This window comes from Clostridium sp. LY3-2 (assembly GCF_024705715.1).
Taxonomy (GTDB): Bacteria; Bacillota; Clostridia; order Clostridiales; family Clostridiaceae; genus Clostridium.
Map to the genome: position 1 here is coordinate 87,238 of NZ_JAMDLQ010000032.1, position 19,614 is coordinate 106,851.

Annotated in this window: 21 protein-coding genes and 1 riboswitch; of the genes, 1 reads left to right on the plus strand and 20 read right to left on the minus strand. The window is 28.9% G+C overall.

What is annotated here, in order from left to right; genetic code table 11:
* Positions 1-7: 7 nt before the first annotated feature.
* The 14 genes from rlmN to M4I33_RS10985 all read right to left on the minus strand — a co-directional run bounded on the left by rlmN (position 8) and on the right by M4I33_RS10985 (position 12,997).
* Positions 8-1,039: a 23S rRNA (adenine(2503)-C(2))-methyltransferase RlmN gene (rlmN, locus tag M4I33_RS10920; RefSeq protein WP_257916820.1), complete on the minus strand. Its 1,032-nt coding sequence runs from the start codon at positions 1,037-1,039 to the stop codon at positions 8-10.
* An 8-nt stretch (positions 1,040-1,047) separates the two neighbouring features.
* Positions 1,048-2,370 (minus strand): 16S rRNA (cytosine(967)-C(5))-methyltransferase RsmB, encoded by a 1,323-nt coding sequence (gene rsmB, locus M4I33_RS10925; protein WP_257916821.1) that lies wholly within the window; start codon positions 2,368-2,370, stop codon positions 1,048-1,050.
* A gap of 35 nt (positions 2,371-2,405) precedes the next feature.
* Complete coding sequence (locus M4I33_RS10930) at positions 2,406-3,092, minus strand: zinc metallopeptidase (RefSeq protein WP_257916822.1); 687 nt, start codon at positions 3,090-3,092, stop codon at positions 2,406-2,408.
* Positions 3,093-3,131: 39 nt separating this feature from the next.
* Positions 3,132-4,058 carry a methionyl-tRNA formyltransferase gene (gene fmt / locus M4I33_RS10935; protein ID WP_257916823.1) on the minus strand — a complete coding sequence of 309 codons (927 nt, stop codon included), beginning with the start codon at positions 4,056-4,058 and terminating at the stop codon, positions 3,132-3,134.
* 21 nt (positions 4,059-4,079) lie between these two features.
* Entirely contained in the window at positions 4,080-4,523 is a 444-nt protein-coding gene (def, locus tag M4I33_RS10940) for a peptide deformylase (RefSeq protein ID WP_257916824.1), read from the minus strand.
* An 11-nt stretch (positions 4,524-4,534) separates the two neighbouring features.
* Positions 4,535-6,730, minus strand: a complete 2,196-nt coding sequence (gene priA, locus M4I33_RS10945) for a primosomal protein N' (protein ID WP_257916825.1) — start codon at positions 6,728-6,730, stop codon at positions 4,535-4,537.
* A gap of 35 nt (positions 6,731-6,765) precedes the next feature.
* Positions 6,766-7,956, minus strand: coding sequence for a bifunctional phosphopantothenoylcysteine decarboxylase/phosphopantothenate--cysteine ligase CoaBC (gene coaBC / locus M4I33_RS10950; protein WP_257916826.1), 1,191 nt, complete (start codon positions 7,954-7,956; stop codon positions 6,766-6,768).
* Positions 7,957-7,960: 4 nt separating this feature from the next.
* A complete protein-coding gene (rpoZ, locus tag M4I33_RS10955; RefSeq protein ID WP_257916827.1) occupies positions 7,961-8,188 on the minus strand; it encodes a DNA-directed RNA polymerase subunit omega in 228 nt (75 codons plus the stop codon).
* Positions 8,169-8,798, minus strand: a complete 630-nt coding sequence (gene gmk / locus M4I33_RS10960; protein ID WP_194190536.1) for a guanylate kinase — start codon at positions 8,796-8,798, stop codon at positions 8,169-8,171. The genes rpoZ and gmk overlap by 20 nt, the downstream gene beginning before the upstream one ends.
* The gene (remA, locus tag M4I33_RS10965) at positions 8,798-9,067 is read right to left on the minus strand and encodes an extracellular matrix/biofilm regulator RemA (protein ID WP_024614595.1); all 270 of its coding nucleotides are present in this window, start codon (positions 9,065-9,067) and stop codon (positions 8,798-8,800) included. Before remA ends, gmk begins: the two co-directional genes overlap by 1 nt.
* A gap of 12 nt (positions 9,068-9,079) precedes the next feature.
* A complete protein-coding gene (locus tag M4I33_RS10970) occupies positions 9,080-9,961 on the minus strand; it encodes a YicC/YloC family endoribonuclease (protein ID WP_257916828.1) in 882 nt (293 codons plus the stop codon).
* A gap of 90 nt (positions 9,962-10,051) precedes the next feature.
* Positions 10,052-10,927 (minus strand): hypothetical protein, encoded by an 876-nt coding sequence (locus M4I33_RS10975; protein ID WP_257916829.1) that lies wholly within the window; start codon positions 10,925-10,927, stop codon positions 10,052-10,054.
* 143 nt (positions 10,928-11,070) lie between these two features.
* A complete protein-coding gene (gene pepV, locus M4I33_RS10980; RefSeq protein WP_257916854.1) occupies positions 11,071-12,456 on the minus strand; it encodes a dipeptidase PepV in 1,386 nt (461 codons plus the stop codon).
* A gap of 115 nt (positions 12,457-12,571) precedes the next feature.
* Complete coding sequence (locus M4I33_RS10985) at positions 12,572-12,997, minus strand: hypothetical protein (protein ID WP_257916830.1); 426 nt, start codon at positions 12,995-12,997, stop codon at positions 12,572-12,574.
* A gap of 164 nt (positions 12,998-13,161) precedes the next feature.
* Here M4I33_RS10985 and M4I33_RS10990 point away from each other — a divergent pair, with 164 nt between their 5' ends.
* Positions 13,162-13,896, plus strand: coding sequence for a GNAT family N-acetyltransferase (locus M4I33_RS10990; RefSeq protein ID WP_257916831.1), 735 nt, complete (start codon positions 13,162-13,164; stop codon positions 13,894-13,896).
* On the opposite strand, the gene M4I33_RS10995 is transcribed toward M4I33_RS10990, so the two are convergent.
* The 6 genes from M4I33_RS10995 to dapF all read right to left on the minus strand — a co-directional run bounded on the left by M4I33_RS10995 (position 13,893) and on the right by dapF (position 19,556).
* Complete coding sequence (locus tag M4I33_RS10995; RefSeq protein ID WP_257916832.1) at positions 13,893-14,264, minus strand: SdpI family protein; 372 nt, start codon at positions 14,262-14,264, stop codon at positions 13,893-13,895. The two genes, M4I33_RS10990 and M4I33_RS10995, sit on opposite strands and share 4 nt — an antisense overlap.
* Positions 14,265-14,369: 105 nt before the next feature.
* Positions 14,370-15,734: an NCS2 family permease gene (locus tag M4I33_RS11000; RefSeq protein WP_257916833.1), complete on the minus strand. Its 1,365-nt coding sequence runs from the start codon at positions 15,732-15,734 to the stop codon at positions 14,370-14,372.
* A 72-nt stretch (positions 15,735-15,806) separates the two neighbouring features.
* Positions 15,807-15,906: riboswitch (purine riboswitch) on the minus strand.
* Between the two features lie 107 nt (positions 15,907-16,013).
* Positions 16,014-17,006, minus strand: a complete 993-nt coding sequence (locus M4I33_RS11005) for an asparaginase (RefSeq protein ID WP_257916834.1) — start codon at positions 17,004-17,006, stop codon at positions 16,014-16,016.
* 194 nt (positions 17,007-17,200) lie between these two features.
* A complete protein-coding gene (locus M4I33_RS11010) occupies positions 17,201-17,608 on the minus strand; it encodes a PBECR2 nuclease fold domain-containing protein (protein ID WP_257916836.1) in 408 nt (135 codons plus the stop codon).
* A gap of 108 nt (positions 17,609-17,716) precedes the next feature.
* Positions 17,717-18,760, minus strand: a complete 1,044-nt coding sequence (locus tag M4I33_RS11015; protein WP_257916837.1) for a hypothetical protein — start codon at positions 18,758-18,760, stop codon at positions 17,717-17,719.
* A complete protein-coding gene (gene dapF / locus M4I33_RS11020) occupies positions 18,741-19,556 on the minus strand; it encodes a diaminopimelate epimerase (RefSeq protein WP_257916838.1) in 816 nt (271 codons plus the stop codon). The genes M4I33_RS11015 and dapF overlap by 20 nt, the downstream gene beginning before the upstream one ends.
* Between the last annotated feature and the right edge of the window lie 58 nt (positions 19,557-19,614).

Below are 19,614 nucleotides of genomic sequence, written 5' to 3' on the forward strand. Positions count from 1 at the left end.
CTCCCCCTTAATCTTGGGATTTTAAATAACTTCTCCTTAACTGACCACAAGCTGAGTCAATATCGCTTCCCATTTCTCTTCTTACAGTCGTTTCAACGCCACATCCTTTTAAAGTTTCAGCAAACACTTCAATTGCCTTTGCAGAAGATCTTTTAAACGAGTTTTCTTTAACTTCATTTACTGGAATTAAATTTACGTGGCATAAGATTCCCTTTAATAATTTTCCAAGTGATTTACTATCTTCTTTAGAATCATTCACATCTTTTACTAAAGAGTATTCAAATGTTATTCTTCTTTTTGTTTTGTTAATGAAATAATCACAAGCGTCTAAAATCTCTTTTATTGAGTATTTATTTGCAATTGGCATTATTTCTTTTCTCTTTTCATCACTAAAAGCATGAAGAGAGATAGCAAGAGTTACTTGCATATCCTCATCTGCTAATTTGTAAATCTCAGGGACTAAACCACAAGTTGATAGCGTTATATGTCTTTGCCCTATGTTTAATCCATATTCAGCATTTACTTCTCTTAAGAACTTAATTACGTTGTCATAGTTATCTAAAGGTTCACCAGAACCCATTAATACAATATTTGAAATTCTTTCGCCTATATATTTTTGAGCGACCATAACTTCTGATAATATTTCACCAGAACTCATGTTTCTAACTCTTCCATCTATAGTTGAAGCGCAGAATTTACAACCCATTCTGCAACCTATTTGAGTAGAAACACAAATGCTATTACCATGTTTATATTTCATAATAACAGTTTCTATGATGTTACCATCTTCTAATGCTAGAAGTAATTTTATAGTTCCATCTAGTTTTGATTCGTACGCTTCTACAATTTTAGGAATAGATATTTTAAAATTTTCTTTAAGTTTTTCTTTTAAAGTTTTAGGAATATTTTTCATTTCATCGAAATTCCAAACTTCTTTATAAATCCAAGAAAAAACTTGTTTTCCTCTAAATCCACTTTCTCCATTAGCCTTTAACCATTCTGTAAATTCTTCTAAAGTTAAATCTAATATATTTTTCATCTTTGCACCTATTTTCTTTTTGTTAATTTAGCCATAAAGAAACCATCCATATATTCGTTTGGCATAATAGTTAGCATACCTTCTAATGAGTATTTTAGGTTGTTTCCTCTTCCAACGAAGACTCTTTCTATTTCACAGTCTCTATGTTTATCTAGGAACCATCTTATATTTTCTTCGTTTTCTTCTATGTTTAAAGTACAAGTTGAGTAAACCATTGTACCACCTTTTCTTAAATACTCCCAAGCATTTTCCATTATTCTTCTTTGAATTTGAACTAATTCTTTAAGCTCTTCTCTAGTTTTATTCCATTTAATTTCTGGCTTTCTTCTAGCTATTCCAAGTCCTGAACAAGGAACGTCTATTAAAACTTTATCTGCCATAGCTACGTATTTGCTATCTAATTTAGTAGCATCCATTTGATTTAATTCTACGTTAGTAATTCCAAGTCTATCACAATTTTCTTTAACTAAGTTTAATTTACTTTCGTGTAAGTCAAATGCATAAACTTTTCCTGTGTTATTTAATATTTCTGAGATATGAGTAGTTTTTCCACCTGGTGCACTACAAAGGTCTAATACTGTTTCTCCATCTTGCAGGTCTAAAAGTGGTGCTACAAGCATTGCACTCTCGTCTTGAACTGTTATCTTTCCTTCTTCGAAAAGCATATTCTTATCAAGAGAACTTCCGCCTCTTATAGTTATAGCTTCTGGTGCTATATCTCCCTCTTCAACTTCATATCCTAATTCTTCTAACTTATCAAATACCTCATCAAAATCAGCTTTTAAGCTATTAACTCTAACTGTTACGCTAGGAGTTTGATTTAAACCATCCATTATTTGAATTGTTTTTTCTTCTCCGTATTGTTTAATAAGCATTCTAATCATCCAAGGTTGGAATGAATAATTGTAAGCTAGTTCGTATATTCTATTTTGGAATTTGATTCCTAAGTTATCTTCTTTTTTAACATAATTTCTTAAGATTCCATTTACAAGCTTACTATCTTCTTCTGAAACTTTTTTAGCTTCTTCAACAGCTTCATTACAAGCTGCATAACCTGGAACTTTATCTAAAAATCTCATTTGATAAATTGCTACTCTTAAAATATTTAAAATAGTTCTATCCATTATTTTTATATCTTTAACAAAAGAAGCTATTATTGTATCTAAAGTCTTTTTTCTTCTTAATGTTCCATAAACTATCTCAGTTACTAAAGCTTTATCTTTATCGTTTAACTCGCATTTATTTAGTTCGTTTGAAAGTGCTATGTTTGAATACGCTCCTTCGTTTAAAACTCTATTTAGTATTTCTATAGCTACGCTTCTACTATTCATATATTACCTCTTCTTTCAGTTTTTATTTAATTATATTATTCTCTCTTACTAATTGCAATAAGTCTTATTAGTTGAGAAATAGCCATTAAAGCTGCTGCAATATAAGTAAGTGCTGCTGACTTTAATACTTTTTTTGCACCATCTAGTTCATCGCTATATAAAATATTCATACTACTTAATATTTTTAAAGCTCTATTTGATGCATTAAATTCAACTGGTAATGTTACTAGTTGAAAAATAACTGCCCCTGAGAAAAATATTATACCAAGATTAATAAAAAGACTATTACCAAGTACTAAACCTATTATTAATAGTATCCAAGAAAGGTTTGAACCTAAATTAACTATAGGAACTATTGTATTTCTAAGTACTAATGGTCCATAACTTTTTGAATCTTGTATCGCATGGCCTACTTCATGTGCCGCAATACCTGCAGCTGCAATTGTATTTCCATTATAAACATCTGGTGACAGCCTTAAAACTTTGTCTCTTGGATCATAGTGGTCACCTAGTTCTCTATTTATCATTTCTATTTTAACATATGATAAACCTGAATTATCAAGAATCATTCTAGCGACAGAAGCCCCAGTGTAGCCATTTCTAATTCCAATTCTCCTATACTTGTTGTAAGTTGAACTAATTTTCCCTTGTGCATAGATAGTAACTAAAATAGCCGGAATTAAAATTAAAATAGTCTTATCAAAATAAAATGGATAGTACATACGAATTACCTCTTTTCATATTTAGAATATTAAATCCTCTTATTTTAAAGTAGTTCCCTCTTCTATCTTATAACCATTTAAATATTCTTTAACAGTAAGTGCTTTCTTTCCTGGAAATTGGATCCTTTTAATTAAAAGGCTTCCTTCTCCACAAGAGACTAAAATCCCTTCTTTTGATACTTTTAAAATAGTACCAGCTTCTACGTTTCCTTTAGTATCTTTTACTTCTGATTCGTATATTTTCATAACTTTATCTTCGTAATTAGTAAAGGCTACAGGCCAAGGATTTAAACCTCTTATAAGATTTTTTATATCTTTTGCACTCTTAGACCAATCTATCTTTGCCATATCTTTATTTAGCATTTTAGCATAGAAAGTTTCATCTGTTTGCTTTTCTCTTTCTATAGTTCCATTAACTAATCCTTCAATAGTTTGAATTAAAAGATTAGCTCCCCTATCTTTTAGGATTTCGTAAAGTTCACCAGCTGTCATATCATCTGTAATCTCTACTTCATCTTTAAGTAACATATCACCTGTATCAAGTCCTACATCCATAAGCATAGTTGTGTTACCAGATACCTTTTCACCATTAATAATAGCCCAGTTTATAGGAGCTGCTCCCCTATACATTGGTAAAATTGAACCGTGAAGATTTATACAACCGTATTTTGGTATATCTAAAACTTCTTTAGTTAAAATTTGACCAAATGCAACTACTATTATAAAGTCAGGTTCTAAATCTTTAAGATTTTTAATCATTTCTTTTTCATCTTTAAGCTTTATAGGTTGAATTACTTCGATGTCATGCTTTAATGCTTCTTCTTTAACTGGAGAATAAGCTATCTTTTTACCTCTACCTTGTCTTTTGTCAGGTTGAGTAAATACACATTCTACGCCATACTTCTCAATTAGTGCTTTTAGTGATGGAACTGCAAAATCTGGAGTTCCCATAAAAACTATCTTCATCTAACTTTTCTCCTCTCTATATTAAATTGCTTTATCTATAAATAAAATCCCATCTAAGTGGTCATTTTCGTGTTGAATTGCTCTAGCTAAAAGTTCTTCAGCTTCAAGGATAAATTCTTCACCTTTTTCATTAATAGCTTTAACTTTTACATACATAGCTCTATCTACATCTTCAGCCTCACCAGGACAACTTAAGCATCCTTCTTCTCCAACTTGAGAGCCTTTAAGGTCTATTATCTCAGGATTTATAAATACTCTAGGACCTTCTCCGTCGTATACATCTATAACAAATACTCTTTTAAGTATTCCAACTTGAGGTGCAGCAAGGCCAACTCCATCAGCTTCATACATAGTTTCTACCATATCTTTAATTAAAGTTAAAGTTCTTTTATCTAATTCTGTAACAACTTTGCTTTTTTTTCTTAAAACATCGTCGCCTTTTTTCCTAATATTTCTAATTGCCATTTTTATGCCTCCTATAATAAATTATTTGGATTAATATCAATATTTATTCTTATTTCATTATATACACTCTTATTTAAATCATAAAGGCTATTTCTTATATTTAAAAGTTCGTTATCATTTACGTTACCTTTAATCATAATCTGATATCTAAACATATCTCTTACCTTTTTGACTACACAAGGTGTAGGGCCGAGTAAGTAAGCGCCTTCACTTATTAATCCTTCTATCTTATCTTTTGTGTTTTCCATAAAGTCTTTTAGCTTTTTTTCATTTTTAGATAAACCTCTAATCAATACTATTTTACCAAAAGGCGGATAACACATCAATTTCCTAATTCTTATTTCTTCCTTAAACATATCAGTATAATTATTATCTACGGCATATTTTAAACTTGGATGATTTGGAGTGTAACTTTGAATTACAACTTCACCTTTAGTTTCCCCTCTTCCAGCTCTTCCTGAAACTTGAGTAACTAAATCATATGTTCTTTCAGCTGCTCTATAGTCTGGCATGTTTAATGACATGTCAGCTGCTAGTATTCCAACTAAGCTAACATTTTTAAAATCGAATCCTTTAGCTACCATTTGAGTACCTATTAAAATATCAGCTTCACCATTTTTAAATGAATTATATATTTTTTCGTAGGCATCTTTAGTTTTAGTAGTATCTGAATCCATTCTTAAAACTCTAGCATCTTTAAAATATTTTTTAATTTCATTTTGAACTTTTTCAGTGCCTGCACCAAAGAATTTCACGTATTTACTACCACACTTTGGGCAAACTTTCTTTTCCTTTTCTACATATCCGCAATAATGACAAGATAAGTATCCACTCTTATGATACGTCAAAGATATGTCACATTTGTGACATTTAAAAACATAACCACAACTTCTACAAGAAATAAAGGTAGAAAAGCCTCTTCTATTTAAGAAAAGAATTATTTGTTCTTTTCTTTCTAAAGCTTCTTTCATCTTTTTATATAATTTCCTACTAAACATAGATAAATTTTTATCTTTAAGTTCTTTTCTCATATCCACAATTTCCATAGTAGGAAGTGGTTTTTTATCTATTCTTTCTTTAAGTTCTACTAAATTTATTTTTTGAACTATAGCGTCTGCAAAACTTTCAACAGACGGCGTTGCAGAACCTAATACATATTTAGCATTATAAATTTCACTAAAAAATTCACAGACCTCTTTTGTGCTATACTTTGGATTGTGCTCTGATTTATAGCTGCTTTCGTGTTCTTCATCTACTATAATTAATCCTAAATTTTGCACCGGTAAAAAGAGAGCACTTCTTGCCCCTATAACTAGTCTACATTTACCATTTTTAACTCTATACCACTCATCAAATCTCTCTCCTTCTGAAAGCTTACTATGAAAAAGTGCTACTTCTTCTTTAAATCTTCCTTTAAATCTTTGAATCATCTGTGGAGTTAAAGATATTTCAGGAACTAAAACTATGCAAGATTTTCCTTTATTTAAAGTATCTCGAACAAGTTCCATATAGACTTCTGTTTTACCAGAGCCTGTAACTCCTTTTATCAAGGTTCCTTTAGTTTCACTATTTAAAACTACCTTAACAGCTTTTAATTGCTCTTCATTTAATATTTTTGTTTTATCTATTTCATAAGTTTTCTTATTATATCTATCTACTATAGTTTGAATAACTTCTAAAAATCCTTCTTCTATAGATTTATTTATCATATAACTTGAAAACCCATGTTCTTTAGTTAGTTCAGCTTTAGAAAAACATTCATCATTGTCTTTTATAAAATTAATTAAAGATAAGTATTTTTCATTATTTTTATACTTTTCATTTAATTCCTCTTTAAACTTAATAACATTTTTCTTTTTAAATGTAGCGCCTTTTGTTATTCCCTTTGGAATCATAAGCCTAATTGCATCAATATATTTACATAAGGTCTTTCTTCTTAAAAATTCTATAGTTAAAAGATTTTCACGAGTTAAAATAGGCTTAGTGTCTAGAATTTTTTTTATATACTTAAGCTTATAATTACCTTCATATTCAGTTTTTAAAGCTACAACAAAGCCTTCTGTAAATCTATTTCCAGCTCCAAAGTGAACACTTACTCTATCTCCTACACTTATTTTAAGTTCATCTTCTTTTGAAACTTTATAAGTAAAGGGTCTATCTATTTCTTGTGCATCACTATTTATAACTACTTCAGCATATAAATTCATTTTTTAAACACCTTCCATAAAAGAAAAAAGCGCATTTAGCGCTTTCTTCCGATTAAATCAAATAGATTTTTTGCAACGTCTCTTTTGCTCATTATATCTAAAGAAACCTCTTCTCCATCTTTTGAAAAAATAATAACTCTGTTATTATCACTTCCAAAACCTGAATCGCTAGATACTATATTGTTTCCTACTATGTAATCTAGATTCTTTCTTTCTAATTTACCTTTTGCATTTTCTTTTAAGTCGTTTGACTCTGCTGCAAATCCAACTAATACTTGATTAGTTTTTCTTTTACCTAGTTCATTTAAGATATCAAAATCTTTAGTAAGTTCTAGGGTTAATGTATCACCATTTTTTTTAATCTTTTTATCGCTATAATTTAAAGGTTTATAATCAGATACAGCAGCTGATTTAATAACGATATCTTGATTATTAAATCTTTCTAAAACTGCGTTTTTCATATCTTTGTTTGTGTCGACTTTAATTATTTCAACGCCTCTAACATCTGATACGTCATTAGCACCAGTAATTAAAGTTACATTTGCCCCTCTATCTCTAGCTTCTAAAGCAATTTGATGACCCATTTTTCCAGTTGATCTATTTGTTATAAATCTCACCGGGTCAATATGCGCTTTAGTAGGTCCTGCTGTTACTAAAACATTTTTACCTACTAAATCTTTAATTGGATATAGTTCTTTTAAAACTCTATCTACTATAACTTCAGGTTTTTGAAGTTTTCCTTTTCCAACATCACCACAAGCAAGTCTTCCGCTATCTGGGTCTATGAATTCATATCCATATTCCTTAAGCTTTTTGATATTATTTTGAACTATTGGGTTAACATACATGTTTGTGTTCATTGCAGGTGCAAATATAACTTTTGCATTAGTTGCCATAATAGTTGTAGATAACATATCATCTGCAATACCATTAGAAACTTTACCTATAATATTTGCAGTAGCTGGGCAAATTAACATAACGTCGGCTCTTTGAGCTAAACTTATATGTTGAATTTCCCAAGCTTTTGGTTCTGCAAACATGTCTGTTATAACCATATTTTGACTCATTGATTGAAAAGTAAGAGGTGTTACGAATTCAGTTGCTGATTTAGTCATAATAACTCTTACATCTATGCCTTTTTTTCTTAAAGCACTGATTACATCAAGTGATTTATATACAGCTATTCCACCTGTTACTCCAATAACAACGCATTTCCCTTTATACATTTAACTATAAGTTTTCTTCCGTAGTTTCTTCTACGTTATGGAAGTGTAATACTCCATCATTTAACTCGTTTATAGCTGTTGTAAGTGGTTTTTGGAATTTCTTCTCTATAAGTGGTTTACTTCCTGCTATTATTTGTCTTGCTCTTTTTGAAGTTATTAATACTAATGAGTATCTATCGTCTACCTTTTCTAATAATTCCACTATTGATGGATTAATCATAGAGTTGTTCATGAATAATGCCCTCCTTAGAATCTAAAATTTTATCTTTTATTCTATCTACTCTACATTTTTCGGCTGTTATAATAGCCTCTAATTTTTTTGTAGCTATCTCTACTTCATCATTAACTACAGCATAATTATATTTTGAAACAAAATTAATTTCTTTGTAGGCTGATTTAAATCTAGTCATTAATGATTCTTCAGTTTCGCTACCTCTACCTATAATTCTTTTCTTTAGTTCTTCCATAGAAGGTGGAAGAATAAATATGAAGATACCTTCTTCACAATTTTCTTTTACTTTTAAAGCACCTTGAATATCAATTTCTAATATTACGTCTTTTCCTTCGTTTAACATTTTTTGAACATTAGACTTTGGCGTACCATAGAAATTCCCATAAACTTCTGCATGTTCTAAGAAATCACCTTCTTCGATTCTTTCTTTGAATTGATCTTTATTTAAGAAGTAATAATTAACTCCTTCAACTTCTCCCGCTCTAGGCGATCTTGTTGTTGCTGAAACTGAAAGATATAGATTATCGTTTCTATTTAAAAGTTCTTTACAGATAGTTCCTTTTCCAGCTCCCGAAGGACCAGAAATTACTAATAAAACACCTTTTTTCATTATTCGTCTACCTCGTCATCATGGTCATCCTTATTAGATAATCTATGTGCAACAGTTTCAGGTTGAACTGCTGAAAGGATAACGTGATCACTATCAGTTATTATAACTGCTCTAGTTCTTCTACCATAAGTAGCGTCTATAAGCATCCCTCTGTCTCTAGCTTCTTGGATTATTCTCTTTATTGGTGCAGATTCTGGACTAACTATAGCAACTAATCTATTAGCTGAAACTATGTTTCCAAAACCTATGTTTATTAATTTGATACCCATTATATGCCTCCTCTATTCAATATTTTGCACTTGTTCTCTTATTTTTTCGATGATATTTTTCATCTCAATAACAAAGTTTGTCATTTCAATGTGACTAGATTTTGAAGCAATTGTGTTAGTTTCTCTATTCATTTCTTGAACTATAAAATCTAACTTTCTTCCTATCGGCTCTTTAAGCTTTAAAGTATTTCTCATTTGAATTATATGACTTCTAAGTCTTATAATTTCTTCATCCACAGTAGCTTTGTCAGAGAACATTGCAACTTCCATAGCAATTCTTTGCTCATCAATATTTATATTGCTAGTAAGTTCTTTAACTCTTTCTTCAAGCTTTTCTTTGTAAGCCCTTGGAACTGAGTCTGCTATCTTTTCAACTTCGTCTACTGTTTCATCTATAACTAAAAGCTTACCTAAGATATCTTCCTTAAGTTTTTCGCCTTCTACCATACGCATTTCAATCATATTATCTAAAGCTTCTTTTAAAAGTGGTGTAATTTCAGTATAAACCTCTTCTAAATCTTCTTCTTTTTGTGAAATAGTTATAACATCTTGAAATCTTGATATTGTAGTTGCTGTTGCATCGTTTGGAATATTTAGAGAATTTGCTATTTCTTCTAAACAGTCAAAATAGCTTTTGGCTAAATCTTTGTTAAGTTCTGCAACAACGTCGTCACTTTTAAAACTTTTTAAGTTAATAAAAACATCAACTTTACCTCTACTTAGTCTTGAATTTATAACTTTTCTAATACGTTCTTCAAGTGCAATCATTTGCTTTGGCATTCTTATGTTTATGTCAAGGTATCTATGATTTACGCTTTTCATCTCAACTGAAAAAATTCTTTCATTTTCCTCGCTACTTCTAGCTCTACCAAAGCTAGTCATACTTTTCGCCATCCTTATCCCTCCTTTACTTAACAAATTATATAAACAATATTATTGGACTAACTAAATAAAGTCAATAGTTTGTTAACAAATTTTTAACATTTAATTATTTTTATTCTTTCCAATAAGATATTCTCTAAACTCCTTTGAACTATCATAAGTTGAAGAACTCTTTGGCGTAATATTTTTATAATTTTTATTTACAATAAAGTACATACCTTGATTTAAATAAACCATTTCATCAGAAGCTTGATCAAAATAATATTCATTTGGACTATCTTCAACATCTTCCTCAAAATAGTAAAGTTTTCCTTTAAATCCATCTATATTTAAACCCTGTTGTTTTATTCCTTCATAATGAACATTCTTTATTCCTGCATTATGTAAAATACTCATACCTCTACTAATTATAGATTTCTGCTTATTTTTTTCTAATTGAATTTTATTTTTTCTTTCCTCTTCTTCTTTTTTAGTTTTTTTTATTTTTTCTAGTTTTTCTTTTAAATTTTTAACCTCATCTTTTTCTGTAGAATTTAAACCATCCCCATCTAAGGATTCAATCATTTTAGAAGCTCTATCTAAATTTTCTTCCTCAATAAGTTTTTTTATATCTTTTATTTTTTTAGTTGTTTCAATTCCTTTTTCTGCATCACTTTTAAGTTTAGTAATATCTGAATTAAATTTATCTTTATTAATATCCTCTATTTTATTTAACAAATCTAATGTTTCCTGATATCTATTTTCACTATATGATTCCTTTGCTTTCAAATATCTATCTACAGAATTATAATAGATAGATGCTTCTTTGTAATCTTCATTTTTAGATAATTTAAAATCTTCTAATGCTTTTTCGTAATTGTTTTCTGTTAATTCCTTTTGTCCATCCTCAAATAATTTTTCGCCTTTAGATTCACCACAACCAGCAAACCCTAAAATTAATATTATTAAAATTACTAACCCTATTACTTTTTTTCTCATTATTATCTCTCCTCATAAGTTTAAAAGCCCCTAAATAAATTGTTATTATGCTTTTCCTATTTTATTTTTCTCTTAATATCTAAGTCCCTTTTCAAATATTTTTAAAATCAAAAATGCACCACAAATGTGATGCATTTAAATTACTATTTAGCTAGTTCGTATAAAGCATTCCCGTAAATTTTAGCACAATCTATTAGGTTTTCTATGCTTATTTTTTCATTAGGCATATGGATACATTCAGGTTCTCCTGGGAATAAAGGTCCAAATGCTACTGTGTTTGGAATTTCTTTTGCATAAGTTCCGCCACCTATTGAAATAAGCTCAGCTTCTTTTCCTGTTTGCTCGCTATAAACCTTTTGAAGCTTTTTAACTAATTCACTATCTTTTGAGAAATAAAGTGGTGCATCGTGAGATATACCAAATACTCCAATATTTTCGCCCTTTGCTTTATCTATAACTACATCCATAACATCATCATATTTTTTAGTTACAGGGTATCTTAAGTTAATTTTTATTTCTAATTTATCTTTATTAAAATCAACTATACCAACATTTAAAGTAAGTTTTCCTGAAACTTCATCAATTAATCCTACTCCAAATTTTTCTCCATTTAATTCATAACCTATGTTTTCATTAACAAATTTTATAAAGTCATTTGTTTCTTTTCCAAAGTTTATATTTTCTAATGATTTAAATAAAGTCATTATAGCGTTTTCTCCAAGTTCTGGAGTGCTACCGTGAGCATTTTTACCTTTTGCAGTTATAACGATTGTATTTTCTGATTTTGTAAATTCAACTTTTCTATGGTTAGATTGATTGAATTTATTTAATACATTTTCTATATTATCTAAATCATTAGTTATTATTTTACATTCTGAAAAGTTTGGTACTACATTAACTGCACTACCTCCTTTGAAGTATTCAATAACATTTTCTTCTTTTGAAGTATCTACATCTTTAACTAAGTCAAAGTCAATAATACCTTTTTCACCATTTATTATTGGGAATTCAGCATCTGGAGTAAATCCAAACACAGGTGCCTTTTCATATTTTAAATAATGATGAATATCAGATCCTCCAATTTCTTCAGAAGTACCAAATACTATTCTTATTCTTTTATTTAATTTTAAACCTAAATCTTTTATAGCTTTAGCACCATATAAAGCTGCAACTATTGGACCTTTATCATCTGCTGTACCTCTACCGTAGATATACCCATCACTAATTTCTCCAGAGTATGGTGGAAACTTCCAACCTTCTCCTTCTGGAACTACATCTAAGTGACCTAAAGCAACTACGTAATCTTCACCTTCCCCTATTTCAGCATAACCTACATAGTTATCTAAATTTTTAGTTTTAAAACCTAGTTCTTCACATTTCTCTAAAGTTAATTTTAAAAGTTCTGCCACATCTTTTCCATAAGGGAATTCACCTTCTGTTTCTTTAGCAACACTTTTAACTTTAACTAAATCAATTGTAGTTTTAATAATTTCATTTTTTAATTCATCAATTTTTTTGTTTATCAAAATTATCCTCTCCTTTACCCTTTGTTTTACATAATTATACCACTTTTAATCTTCCATATCATTCTTCAAATAGTTAAATTAAAGCAAAATTTAAGAGATTGCTTTAAACAATCTCTCTTTAGCTTACAAGTTTATATACTTTATTAATAGATTCTCTATCTTTAAAGTTATCTGCTATTTTAAAAAGCTCTTGATTTACAGAATCTTTAGAAAACACTCTTATAAATCTTTCTTTATTATTAACTAAAAGATCTCTTATTTTTAAAAGTAATATAGCTGCGTTATATTCTAAGTCATCTTTATCTATCGCACCCTTTTCTAATATGCAATAGTCCATTCTAGAAGATTCTATAAAATTATATAGTTCACCATATAATTTTTCATCTATTTCCTTTTTATCAAGTGATGCAAAACTTCTAATATTATTTCTTATGTTATTTTCAAGTCCATTTTCTAAATTATTAATTTTAATTTTACTATATCCTATATAAAAAACTATAGAAATTATAAATATTAAACTTAATATTACTTTTTTATTTTTCATATTTACCCCCAAATATTATCCCTTTATTAACATTATATAAAACTTGAGAATTTTATACAATCTATACCTTTTATGTCAATTATTTATCATCATATACGAGTATATTATTTAAGATATATATTTTATTTTTTTATTATGGTAATATTTGTTTAAGAGGTGATTTTATGCTTAATAATATTTCAAAAACTACTTTAAAACAACTTATGATTGATTATAATTTTACTTTAAACTCTTTTGAAGATAATTTAATAATAACCGAAATTAAAAATTCTAAGGATTCAAGATTTTTTAATAATGATATGATTTTTAGACTATTGATTTATAAAAACCACATAATTATATCTACTACAAAAGAATTAAAAGATGCATTTTTAAATCTATTTAAAAATTCTACTTCTTCTTGGTTTTTTAATTATAAAAATTTAAAAGCTATAGATAATGAGCTCTTAAAGTTTGGCTTTAAAATATCTGAAATAAAAGAATATTTTATTCCAAAGGATGATTCATTTATTAAATCTTCAAATTTAAGGAGTTATAAAGCTTTAGAAATCTTAGACTTTAAAGGTGATGATAGGTTCGATGAAGCTTTTGCTTTTAATAAAGTCACTCCTGATATTTTAGGGATATCCTATATAGAAAATGAAGAAATACTTGGAATGTCTGGAGTTAGTTTAGACTCAAAATATTTATATCAGATAGGTATAAACGTTTCTAGTAAAAGTAGATCTAAAAATATTGGAACAATTCTAGTATCTAATATTAAAAATGAAGTTTTAAAACTAAATAAGGTACCTTTTTACGGGACAAGCATCTCTCACTTAGAGTCACAAAAGGTAGCTTTAAAATCTGGATTTTCACCTGAATTTATTGAAATAACTTCAATAAAAAAAGCAGACTAAATTTTAGTCTGCTTTTTTCTAGTACCATTTTTATTAAAATTCTCTTTTAATTTTTTCTCTACAGGAAAAATTGATAGTATAAGTGCTGCTATTTGAAGATACAAGAGCACTAACCCATATTTGCCTAAAAGTTCTTTATTAAACCCTAGTATAACTGTTATTATAAATAATGCTATTCCAAGTTTAAACCACAACTTTCCAATAGCTTTATTTGCAAAATCCCAAGTGTCTTTATTTTTCATAGACATAGTTGTTCTATAGCCATAGAGTCCATTAATTTCTTTTGGAGGTTTCTTTAAAAATAATCCCCCAAAGAGTATCATAACACCAGGTATCAATAAATAATTAATGAAAATAAAAATATTCATCTAATCACCTACTCGTAATTCTTTATATTATTATAACATATTTTTACAGTTTAAGCCTCTAAAAAAGCCAAAATGAGATAACTCTCATTTTGGCTTTTATAAAAACTATAATACTAACAATTTAAACATAAAGATTACAGCAAGTACTAACATAACTATTGATACAGGCTTTTTCTCTTCATTAGATTTTCTAAAGAATAAGTTATAAATTACGTTTATTATTACATATGATAAAACTCCTAAAGTTAATCCATCACCTATGCTATAAGTAAGTGGCATAGCAGCAATTGTTATAAACGCTGGGAAGCCTTCTGTTATTTCATCAAAGTTAATGTTTTTAACCGCCCCAAGCATTAAGTATCCAACGTATATTAAAGCTGGTGCTGTAGCGCATGCTGGTATTGCAACGAATATTGGTGAAAAGAACATTGCAACTAAGAATAGTATTCCTGTTGTTATAGAAGTCCATCCTGTTCTTCCTCCAGCTGCAACTCCTGTTGAACTTTCAACAAATGTTGTTACTGTTGAAACTCCCATAAATGCACCTGCTGTTGTTCCTACAGCATCACACATTAAGGCTTTACCAACGTTTGGAATGTTTCCTTCTTCATCAAGCATTCCAGCTTTTGATGAAACTCCAACTAAAGTTCCTATAGTATCAAAGAAATCAACAAATAAGAAAGTAAATACTATAGTTATAAATGTCCAAATATTTGATGGATGGAATACATATGCTAAATCAATTTTTCCAGCTATAGGTGCTATACTTTCAAATTTAATAATTCCGTTTGGTAAGTATATCCCAAGTGCAGCTGCATATTCTGGGTCATACATAGCATATCCCCATGCAACTAATGTTGATGCTAAAATTCCAAAAAGAATAGCTCCTCTAACGCCTTTTTTATCTAGCACAGCTATTATTAAAACGCCAATTGCTGCAATTACAGCTGAAGGCTTTGTAAAATCTCCTATTGCTAAAAACGTATCAGGACTTGAAACAACTATCTTACTTCCTGTAAATCCGATAAAAGCTATAAATAAACCAATTCCTGCAGTTACTGCAAATTTCATATTAAGAGGAATTGCCTTAACTACTGCTTGTCTTATATTACATAATGACATTAAAATAAAAATAATACCTTCTACAAATACAGCTGTTAATGCTATTTCCCAAGATATTCCTTTTCCTATTACTACGGAAAAAGCAAAGTATGCATTTAAGCCCATACCAGAAGCTAATGCAAATGGTAGATTTGCAAATACTCCCATAAGTATAGTTGCAAATGCAGCTGAAAGACAAGTTGCTGTAACTAGCGCTCCAGCATCCATACCAGTTTGACTAAGAATATTAGGATTAACGGCAATTATATATGCCATAGTTAAAAATGTAGTAACACCGGCTATGATCTCCTTTTTGAAGTCAACATTCTTGTTATCAAGAATTTCTAAGATTCTTTTTTCTTTTTTCATCTTAAACCCCCACAATAATAAAAGGTCGCTATAGGTTAACTTAAACTAAGTATAACTCATAACGACCTTTAGAATTTCGTTTTGTCTTCTCATAGTCAGATATTTACGGTATCTGGTAGAAACTTGTGATCCATATCATCACACTTATATGAGTTATACACTTTACGAATATTATTCTATATCATAACACGAATGTTTGTCAATATATTTTTAAAATTATCTCTATATTTATTATTTTTTATGTATATTTATAATATTATTAAATATAATTGTTCGTGTTTAGTGGTGAGCGTATAATCCCTCTTCAAAGATTTCTCTTATTTCTTCTACAGTTTTACCGCTATTTATTGCAGCTAAAAGTTTAATTCTAGCCTTTTGTCCTGGCATAGTATCTCCAAAGATACATCCCATATTTCTTAAATGCTTTCCTCCACCTTCATAACCGTAACTTTCAAATACTCTTCCTTCAAAACATCTTGATACGATTATTACAGGAATATCTTCTTTTATAGCTCTTTCTATTCCTTTAACCATAGTTGGAGGTACATTTCCTCTTCCCATAGCTTCTATAACTAACCCTTTATATCCTTTATCTAATGAGAAGTCTATAAATTCACTTCCCATACCTGAGACGCATTTTATTAAAGCTACGTCTTTATCCATATTTTTAGGATTAAGTTTTACACCTTTTTTTCCTTTTCTGTAGAATATAACATTATTATTGTCAACTACTCCAATAGGTCCAAAGTTTGGTGTTCTAAAGGCGTTTAAAGCCATTGAGTTTGCTTTTGTTACTTCTATTGAATCATTTAATTCTCCATTAAAGCAAACTAAAACTCCACGTCCGTAAGCTTCATCTGAAATAGCCGTACAAATTGATGTGGCTAAGTTAAAAGGTCCGTCATAACCAAGTTCTGAACTACTTCTCATAGCCCCTGTAACTACTATTGGCTTTTTTGTATTTGTAGTTAAATCTAAAAAATATGCTGTTTCTTCTAAAGTATCTGTTCCATGAGTAACTACAATACCATCTATATCTTCTCTGTTTGCTAAATCTTGTACAAACTTTGAAAGTTCTAACATAAGTTTCGGTGTTACATGTGGTGATGGAAGACTTGAAAATGTATGATTTTCTACCTTTGCATAATCTTCTACCCCTGTAACTAGAGACATTATATCTTCCCCACTTAAGCTTGGAACTGCTGCTTGAAGTCTTTCATCTACTTTCATTGAAATAGTTCCACCATTAAAAACTACTGCTACTTTTTTCATATCTCCCTTTTCTCCTTACTTCTTTAGTTATATTTTAAAAATAAAAAACTTTTGAAAATCAAAAGTCTTTTATTAAGATATTTTCGGTAGGGCGGCGTATCCTACATCTCTATTTACTATAATTTAATTTTTAGCGCGTGAGGTGCCATTTCTCACCTCAAAAATATCTATAACTTATTATATATCCTTTTTTATTATATTCCAACTCCTTTGTTTGTTTCCAACAAGCTTCCGCTATAAATACTATTTTTAAGCTTAGATTTAGTTAATGGATACATCGTTGCAACATACATATAGCCCTCTTCTTTATCAACTTCTAATACTAACATAATATAAGCGTCTACTTTTTTAACTACTCTTAAAGCACTTTCCCCTCTTCTTTTAGATTTACCAATAAAATCAGGATTTCCAATAATTCTTTCGATTATAATAGATAAGTTATCTTTTATATTTTTTGTAAATTGTTTTCCATGCTTTTTTAGAATATGATTAAAGGCTCCCCTTGAGATATACACATCTCCGTAATAATCTAAACCTATATCATCTGCGAGTACTTTATCTATCTTTCCAACTTTTTTATATACTTTCTTTTGAACCGTCATAAAATTCTCACCAAACTTTCATATTATTAAGGGGCTTTATTTTATTATATTCACTTCACTTGTAATTTACCTATTTTTAAGTATAAAAAAATTAACTAAACAATCTGTTTAGTTAATTTTAACAAAAGTATAATCTTCTTTTCCATCTAAAACTAAATTCACGTTTCCATTTTTATCATAGCTATAGATAGAAGGTTTATTGTATTCATCAATTCCAACAAATAATAATAGTCCATCTTTTGTAATTGAAATACCTTTATTTAAGTCAACGCCTTTTGGAAAATCATATACTAATCTATTATAAGTTTTATCACTATTTAATTCATATAAAGAGTTTGAATCACCTGAAAAACTTCCAAGAACATAATATTTTCCGTTATTTTTTATTACATCTTTTACTTTTTCAATATCTTCTGAAAGAACTTTTACTTCACCATCTTTTGTGATCTCTTTTAAAACTTTGTTGTTATCTAAAGTTTGCTGGAAAATTATCACTCCGTCTTTGTATCCTTTTAAAAATTCAACGTATCCTCCGCCAGATAATTTATATAAGAGTTTTTCTTCACCTGTTTTTAAATCGTATGTAAATATCCCATTAGTTTTATCTTTTCCAATTCCATAATAAACTAATTTATCATCTCCTGTAAAATCAAATAAATTCCCAGATATTTGAGTATCCTCTTTAACAAATTTACTTTCTTTACTTTTTAAATCTAAAATCTTTAATTTATATCCATTGTCATTAACCATGTAAGCTACAGCATCACCATTTTCTGATAAATTTAAGAAATCGTAATTAGCCTCATCAATTTTTATATCTTCCCCATTAAATTTTACAAAGTGCTTTGAGTCTTTAATAAAAATATAATTATTAGTATTTTCATCATACTCAACAATAGTTTGGTCTCCATTTAATTCGCTATATTTTCCATCTTTAATATCATAATTCTTATATGTCCCATTTTCTCCTACTACTATTGCGCCACTATTTAAGGTAACTTTTGATTTGTCCAGATCTTCTTTAACTTCATTTTCTTTGTTACCACAAGCATATAGAATAAATGAAAAACTTATAAGAAGTAAGACTAATAAATTCTTTCTTCTTAAAACATTCATTCTAAATTTCATTTCCTTATAAAATCTTCCCTTCACAAATATATTCTGCGTTTCCGCTCATATAAATTCCTTCATTTTTTATTTCAATAGTTAAATTACCGCCAGGTAGTTTAGTTTTTACAACATCATCTACAAGGTCAAACCTTTTTAAAACTTCTACAGAAGCTGATGCACCAGTGCCACAAGCTAAAGTAGCGCCTGCGCCTCTTTCAAATGTTTCTACTATTATGTTTTTTCTATCTTTTATTGTTACGAAATTTACATTTGTCCCAAATTTAAAAAATTCGTATTTTTCAATTAAAGCACCTTCATTAACATTATACTCATTTTCTTTTCCTATGATTATAGTATGAGGTACACCTACTAAAACAGACGTTAATTCGTAATTTTTATCATTTATTTTAACATTTTTTTTAATAACTTCATCTAGTCCTTTTTTAAGTCCTATATCTTCACCTTTATAAGAAGGTTTTCCCATATATACTTTAGCTCCAGTTACTTTTTCATCTTTAAATAAAAGTTCAATTTCTTTTATTCCATCACCTGTTTTAACTTTGAATTTCTTATCCTTTGTAAATCCTTTATCATAAATGTATTTTCCAAAACATCTAATAGCATTTCCACACATACTTGCATAAGATCCATCACTATTTATTATAACCATTTCAAAGATATTATTATCTTTTCTAATTAAAACTAACCCATCAGCACCTATACCAAAGTGCCTATCACATACTTTTTTTGAAAGCTCACTTTCATTTTTAATTTCATTTTTTAAATCTTCAACAAATATGAAATCATTTCCAATACCATGCATTTTTACAAAGTTCATTCTTATCACTCCTAGTCTATATAAATTGATATTTGCATCCTAAAAATGTTATACTATC

Coding starts and splice junctions, on each gene's coding strand:
- rlmN (WP_257916820.1), bottom strand. CDS start 1,039: ATGAAAAATATATTAGATTTAACTTTAGAAGAATTTACAGAATGGTTA.
- rsmB (WP_257916821.1), bottom strand. CDS start 2,370: ATGAATAGTAGAAGCGTAGCTATAGAAATACTAAATAGAGTTTTAAAC.
- M4I33_RS10930 (WP_257916822.1), bottom strand. CDS start 3,092: ATGTACTATCCATTTTATTTTGATAAGACTATTTTAATTTTAATTCCG.
- fmt (WP_257916823.1), bottom strand. CDS start 4,058: ATGAAGATAGTTTTTATGGGAACTCCAGATTTTGCAGTTCCATCACTA.
- def (WP_257916824.1), bottom strand. CDS start 4,523: ATGGCAATTAGAAATATTAGGAAAAAAGGCGACGATGTTTTAAGAAAA.
- priA (WP_257916825.1), bottom strand. CDS start 6,730: ATGAATTTATATGCTGAAGTAGTTATAAATAGTGATGCACAAGAAATA.
- coaBC (WP_257916826.1), bottom strand. CDS start 7,956: ATGTATAAAGGGAAATGCGTTGTTATTGGAGTAACAGGTGGAATAGCT.
- rpoZ (WP_257916827.1), bottom strand. CDS start 8,188: ATGAACAACTCTATGATTAATCCATCAATAGTGGAATTATTAGAAAAG.
- gmk (WP_194190536.1), bottom strand. CDS start 8,798: ATGAAAAAAGGTGTTTTATTAGTAATTTCTGGTCCTTCGGGAGCTGGA.
- remA (WP_024614595.1), bottom strand. CDS start 9,067: ATGGGTATCAAATTAATAAACATAGGTTTTGGAAACATAGTTTCAGCT.
- M4I33_RS10970 (WP_257916828.1), bottom strand. CDS start 9,961: ATGGCGAAAAGTATGACTAGCTTTGGTAGAGCTAGAAGTAGCGAGGAA.
- M4I33_RS10975 (WP_257916829.1), bottom strand. CDS start 10,927: ATGAGAAAAAAAGTAATAGGGTTAGTAATTTTAATAATATTAATTTTA.
- M4I33_RS10985 (WP_257916830.1), bottom strand. CDS start 12,997: ATGAAAAATAAAAAAGTAATATTAAGTTTAATATTTATAATTTCTATA.
- M4I33_RS10990 (WP_257916831.1), top strand. CDS start 13,162: ATGCTTAATAATATTTCAAAAACTACTTTAAAACAACTTATGATTGAT.
- M4I33_RS10995 (WP_257916832.1), bottom strand. CDS start 14,264: ATGAATATTTTTATTTTCATTAATTATTTATTGATACCTGGTGTTATG.
- M4I33_RS11000 (WP_257916833.1), bottom strand. CDS start 15,734: ATGAAAAAAGAAAAAAGAATCTTAGAAATTCTTGATAACAAGAATGTT.
- M4I33_RS11005 (WP_257916834.1), bottom strand. CDS start 17,006: ATGAAAAAAGTAGCAGTAGTTTTTAATGGTGGAACTATTTCAATGAAA.
- M4I33_RS11010 (WP_257916836.1), bottom strand. CDS start 17,608: ATGACGGTTCAAAAGAAAGTATATAAAAAAGTTGGAAAGATAGATAAA.
- dapF (WP_257916838.1), bottom strand. CDS start 19,556: ATGAACTTTGTAAAAATGCATGGTATTGGAAATGATTTCATATTTGTT.